Annotated in this window: 3 protein-coding genes and 1 rRNA gene; 2 read left to right on the top strand and 2 right to left on the bottom strand. The window is 45.5% G+C overall.

Going from position 1 to position 6,009, the window contains the following annotated elements:
* Positions 1–107: 107 nt before the first annotated feature.
* Both rrf and L5M51_RS17820 read left to right on the top strand, forming a co-directional pair.
* Positions 108–223: ribosomal RNA gene (gene rrf, locus L5M51_RS17825) — 5S ribosomal RNA — on the top strand.
* Between the two features lie 299 nt (positions 224–522).
* Positions 523–2,973 (top strand): GGDEF domain-containing phosphodiesterase, encoded by a 2,451-nt coding sequence (locus L5M51_RS17820; RefSeq protein ID WP_263173950.1) that lies wholly within the window; start codon positions 523–525, stop codon positions 2,971–2,973.
* Here the strand turns inward: L5M51_RS17820 and L5M51_RS17815 are convergent.
* Positions 2,930–3,913, bottom strand: a complete 984-nt coding sequence (locus tag L5M51_RS17815; protein WP_263173948.1) for an alpha/beta fold hydrolase — start codon at positions 3,911–3,913, stop codon at positions 2,930–2,932. The two genes, L5M51_RS17820 and L5M51_RS17815, sit on opposite strands and share 44 nt — an antisense overlap.
* Positions 3,914–4,008: 95 nt before the next feature.
* Positions 4,009–5,820: a DUF885 domain-containing protein gene (locus L5M51_RS17810; protein WP_263173946.1), complete on the bottom strand. Its 1,812-nt coding sequence runs from the start codon at positions 5,818–5,820 to the stop codon at positions 4,009–4,011.
* Positions 5,821–6,009 lie beyond the last annotated feature (189 nt).

The raw sequence follows: 6,009 nt of genomic DNA, 5'->3' as shown, positions 1-6,009 counted from the left end.
TAGACAGAATATCGACACTTGATAAAGTTAAAGACTCAACAGAAAATCAGCTTTCCGAATTATTATTAACGTGAGCCAGAGATGGACACGGTAATAAACAGAATTTGCTTGGTGACAATAGCCTTGTGGAACCACCTGATCCCATCCCGAACTCAGAAGTGAAACGCAAACGCGCCGATGGTAGTGTGGGGTCTCCCCATGTGAGAGTAGGTCATCGCCAAGCGCCTAATTATCTCATTGAGATGTAACCAAGCCAGCTGAATAAGCTGGCTTTTTTTCGTCTGCAATTTGTTAAATTGTCATTTAAAGACCAATGCTATATAGCATTGTTCTATTCATTTTAGTTTTGGTTCTTCTGCTAGTTCTTTACGTTTTTTCCTTCCTTTATTTCAGACTTTTATACTCTAAGTTGATTATTTACATGAAGATCTCGCTTAGTTTGATAAGTCCTTTTGCTTAGTGGTCAGTTTCCCGTTAGCATACAAAAATATTAATTTTTTTGTTAACGGCCATCTGTTGCCTATGCTTCGTAAGCTTTCGCTCGCGGTACTGCTTCCTCTTTGTATGCTGACCCTATATTTAGTGTTGGTCATAGGCGAGTACCTGTTCGAAAGTGACCAAGTTAGGGCTGAACATGCGCAGCGACAGTCGGCTTTGATAAAGCAACAGTTGTTCCGCATGCAGAATGTGGTTCAATCGGCGCAAGCTTTACAGGATGTGGAGCGGATTGAGCAGGAAGTATCCTTAGCTGCACTGGATATGGGCACTATGGTGTATATCTTGGTTGATGCTGAAAGCCGTATTCGTTTTGCTAATCATACTGTGTGGCGTGATAGCAATGCGACTCAAGTCATCGATGGTTATGATGTAGACCTTCACCGCTCTGTGGTTCAAGCTTTTCTTCCGCAGATCCTCGTTAATCTCGACCGTTTAACTATTCAAGCATATTATCCCGTTCTTCCCCAGTATGGTGGGGCTGTTGATTTGATTTATCTTGAAGCCGATTTAGCCCCTTTAGTGGCCGAAGCTTCTGCTAAGTTGCAGCAACGTTTTATGCGGGTTTGGGGCCTTGGCGGATTATTGTTGATTGGCTTTACCTTTATTTTATATTTCCTGTTGATCCGCCCATTCCAAATGTTGAGCGAGGCTGCTAAGCAGGTAGGCACTTCTTCCTTTTCGACATCGATACCTTGGAGTTCATCTGAAGTTTTATCTTTGCAAGCCAGTTTGCAGCAGGCACATGAGCGTTTAAGTCGGGCAGTTAAACAGCTGAATGACAGTGAATTGCGTTGGTTATTTGCTGTGGAAGGTTCGCGTAACGGTATTTGGGATTGGGACATCAGTACGGGGGAGGTTTTTCTTTCTGATCGCTGGAAAGAGATGATTGGTTATGCGCCTGATGAATTGGCTGGAGTATTCCAGACATGGGAGACGCGGCTACATCCCGATGATAAGCAGATTGTGTTAGATGCTTTGCAGGAATACGTTAGCGGAAAGAGTAAAGAATTTGAAAGTGTTCACCGCTTACGGCATAGAGATGGCCATTATGTGTGGGTGTTAGACCGCGGTATGTTAGTTGATTGGGATCCCCAAGGGCGCCCGACTCGCATGATAGGCATTCATATGGATGTGTCAGAAAGCGCGAAGAACCATGCTGCAATTACTGAGCTTGTGGATCAATCGGTTGTTGGTCGCAAGATGTTGCCCGATGTCTTTATGGGGTGTTTATCGCAATTTTTAACCCAAGGTAATAGTTCGGGGCAATGGGGAGCATTGCTGCTTGTTGAGGTGGATCGCTTAGGATTGGTCGCCACTTTACATTCCCATGAATTAGAGCGCTTGTTAACACAAATCGCGGCCCGTTTATCGAGTTATTTCACTGAAAATATAACGGTCGGTCGATTAGAGTCTGGTAATTTCGTTTTGCTTGCTAAAGATTTAGCGGCAGATGCGTCAGCCGCTGCTCATCGTGCTTTAGCCCTTGCGAGTGAGCTAAGGCAAGTGATTGCTCGACCATTTCATTACGGTCATCATCACTTTGAGCTTAGCGCGTGTGTGGGGATTTGTTTACTCGATAGTATAGAAACCTTAGACCCTGCTTTAGTGATGCGTCGTGCCGAGTTGGCAACGTTAAGCGCTAAGCAAGCAGGTCAAGCTGGGTGCGCTTTTTACCATGCTGAAATGGACTTTCGCCAGAGCCGTGATGAGCTGTTGCAACAGGAATTACAAACCGCATTACAACAAGATAGCTTAACGTTAATGTTCCAGCCTGTGATCAATGCGACCAGTGAACTTGTCTCGGCTGAAGTGCTCACGCGTTGGTATCGTGCTGATGGAGAGTTTATTCCGCCAGCTGAATTTGTGGCGTTGGCAGAACAAGGGGGAATTATTGCTGAGCTTGATCTTTGGGTGGCTAAGCGGGTGTGTTTGTTTATTCAGAAATCGCGGGCTCAAGGAAGGAGTTTGCCTCCTTTGACTCTCAATATCAGTGCATTCTCATTTGGTCAGGCAGATTTTGTTGATGCATTCGTTGGGTTGGTTAAGGAGCATGGTATTGCGGCTCATCAACTGGGTATTGAGCTCAATGAGGCCGCATTTTTAATGCAACCACAGTTTGTGAATGAGCGTGTCTCTAAGTTAGTTGAAGCAGGTGTAGGCATCATCCTCGATCATTTCGGTTCGGGTTTGAGTGCCTTGAGCTGTTTAGCTAATCAGCCATTAGTTGCGGTTAAATTGGATATGAGTTGTATCGATTCATTAACCACAATGCCAACAAAAGTGAATGTACTGATTACCTCTGCACGGCAATTCAATTTGAGCGTTGTCGCCAAAGGTGTCGAATCATCCCAACAATATCAAGCTTTTGTTGAACTTGGCTGTGATGGCTATCAGGGCTATTTATTCAGTCGAGCCTTAAACCAAGCGGACTTTATCCAGCTTGTTTGTCCTTGTCCTTTATTGCGTAGCGTTTAAAGAAGTCGAGAGCATAGTTTAAGGCTTGGTTTCGGCAGGCGTCTTTTTCCATAAAAATCTCATGGGCAGCCCCAGCGATTACTTTCAATTGGCAATGGGTACTCACGGCGAGATTCTGGGCCGCATTATCAACAATCTTATCTTCACTCGCTTGCAGTATCAGTATCGGAGTGCGAATTTGTGCCGTTGCCAGTACGCAAGTATCTGCCGCATCTAAAGATTCAGTCAACCAACGGTTAGTGGGTGAACCGAGTTGTAACTTAGGGGCAGCATCATACAATTCTCGGTAGGCTTGGTATCGGGTTTGGCTGTGAGTTAGCTCATTCCCTTTGAATGGAACAGGTTTATAGTTTTGTCCTGCAAGTACATAATTAGGCTCGCCGCCATTGAGTGTGGTATCGAGTTTACTGGCCAACCAGCGTACGAACGCTTTTGGCATAGGTAATTTAATGCCATACATGGGTGCGGAAAATGCCGCGGCGGTAAAAATATCGGGATGCTGTTTGAGATATAAAGTGCCAATCGCGCCCCCCATTGAATGGCCAAGTAGCATGAGTTGTTTGTCGTTTTGTGGTAACACTATCTTCTGCATAAATAGAGCAAAGTCATCAATATAATCATTAAATCTTCGCACATGGCCCATGTGTGGATTGATTGTCATACGATCCGATAGCCCTTGGCCACGGTGATCTATGGCATAAACAGAGTAACCTTGTTGGTATAAGTCGAAGACCAATTCTTGATACTTTAAATAGGACTCGACTCGGCCACTACTGAGAACGATTGCGGTATGCGCTTGGGGATGTTTGACCATCATATAGGCCAGCGTAACGCCGTCGGCAGAGGCTAGCGTGTCTTGAACAACGCTTTGCCAGAAGGCTTGCTGCTCTGAGGTATTTAAATCGTGTTCAGTCGAAAATGTCGCTTTGGCTTGGCTCATACTCAGTCGCAAATCATTTGGCTTGAATGGTTTGTTAGAGTGTAACAGACAACCATGGGAGTCTGAAAATACCGACTCCCATGAATTTCATTAACTTAGCGTGTCGCCTTTTTCGCTTCAATAAAATCATTGATTTGCTGTTCGAGGATCGACATAGGCACTGAGCCATTTTCGAGCACAGCATCGTGGAAGGCACGAATATCAAATTTGTCGCCGAGTTCCTGTTCTGCCTTGGCACGTAATCGTTTGATTGTTAACTCACCAATTTTGTAGGATAAGGCTTGTCCTGGCCACGAAATATAGCGGTCAATTTCGGTAGTGACATTGTGCAGTGATAGTGCGGTATTGCTGGCCATAAAGTCGATGGCTTGTTGACGACTCCATCCTTGGGCGTGCATGCCAGTATCTACGACTAAACGCGCCGCGCGCCACATTTCATAGGTTAAGCGACCAAAGTTACTGTATGGATCTTGGTAGAAACCCGCTTCTAAACCTAAATATTCGCAATATAGCCCCCATCCTTCACCAAAGGCAGAGATATAGCCATAACGACGGAAATCTGGGAGTGAGGTTAGCTCAGAGTTGAGTGAAATTTGCAGATGATGACCGGGTACGGCTTCGTGCAAGGTTAAGGCTTCTAGCTCGTAGAGTGGGCGCTTATCCAATGCATAAGTGTTGACCCAGTAGTAACCGGGTTCATCATCGCTGTTCGATCCTGAATATCGCCCAGTGGTGTATTTCGGTGCAATTTCGGCGGGCACTGGCGCTATGCCATAGGGTTTACGGGGAAGTTTGCCGAAGTATTTAGGCAGCATGGCATCGGCTTTTTTGGCAATAAATGCCGCTTCTTTGAGTAACTGCTCGGCACTGGTGGTGTAGAACTGAGGATCGGTCCGCAGGAAATGTAAGAAGTCGGCAAAGCTGCCTTTAAAGCCTACGGACTTGATGATTTGCTCCATCTCTTGGCGGATACGCTTAACTTCTTTTAAGCCCAGCTCATGCACTTCTGCCGACGTCATATTCAAGGTCGTATAGTAACGTACCCTATTCTCATAAAATTCTGCGCCGTTAGGTAAGCTACTGGCCGCGATATTTTCCCGTGCATTGGGAATGTACTCTTTAGTCATGAAATCATAAAAGTTTTGGTACAGAGGTAGAACTTTTTGCTCAACTAAAGCGCGGCCTTCTTGGGTCAGCTGAGTTTTTTGTGCCTCAGTGAAATAGCTGGGATATTGAGTAAAAGGTTTGAAATAACTGCTCTTTTCAACAGGGACGATATAAGCACTGATACTGTCTTCAAAACCAGTGAGTGTCACTTTAGGTGGCGTTATTCCCTCGGCCAATCCTTGTTTTAGCCAGTGAGTTTGCTGGGCGAAATAGATCGGGAGTGCATTGAGTTTGGCAATATAGTTGCGGTAATCCTCAAGGGTGTTGAATCTTCCCTGTGCGATTGAGGTGATATAAGCGTGGAAGCCGCTTTCCGCGGTAATGGGCAGGTAATAATCCTTAAAGCGATATAGGTCGACATCGTTTTGGATCTGATCTTCCAGTATTTGAGCGTTAATCTTATCTTCTTTACTCAAACTGCTGCGGTCGAGTGCTTTGAGCTGCGCTAATACTGCGATTTGACCTTGATTGAGCTTAGCGAGCGCAGCTGGCGATAGATCCGATAGCTTTCCTGCGGCACTGGCATCGCCCATGCTGTAAGCCATTTCAGGACTCGCGCTGAGCTGTAATTGCCAGCTTTGGTCGATAATCGCCTGCAGCGCGGGAGCTATGGGCTCAACTTGCGATTGTGTTGCTGATATTGCCTGTGCCGATGGGGTTTGAATATTTTTTGTGGTTTGAGTGGCACTGCAGGCGCCTAATGCGCATATCAATAAACTGGGGGTTAAGAGTTTATGCATGTTAGATCTCTGATATTTTCGTTGTTATTGAAGTCATTATGCCTGATGAATGCGGCCGTTCCTTGTATGGATATTAAGCAGAATTGTGACTGAATGTGAATTTAAATGCGTTTGGCGCATAAATGCCCCCGAAAATGCGTGTTAAACTTAGTGTCCGCCCGCGACCAAATAACAAAAGCATTGGCTGGG

The sequence above is a fragment of the Shewanella sp. SM73 genome, assembly GCF_025653795.1.
Taxonomy (GTDB): Bacteria; Pseudomonadota; Gammaproteobacteria; order Enterobacterales; family Shewanellaceae; genus Shewanella; species Shewanella oncorhynchi.
This window is presented reverse-complemented; position numbering and strand designations above follow the sequence as displayed.

Excerpts from the sequence above, each read along its gene's own strand:
- L5M51_RS17810 (WP_263173946.1), bottom strand. The coding sequence starts at position 5,820 with ATGCATAAACTCTTAACCCCCAGTTTATTGATATGCGCATTAGGCGCC.
- L5M51_RS17815 (WP_263173948.1), bottom strand. The coding sequence starts at position 3,913 with ATGAGCCAAGCCAAAGCGACATTTTCGACTGAACACGATTTAAATACC.
- L5M51_RS17820 (WP_263173950.1), top strand. The coding sequence starts at position 523 with ATGCTTCGTAAGCTTTCGCTCGCGGTACTGCTTCCTCTTTGTATGCTG.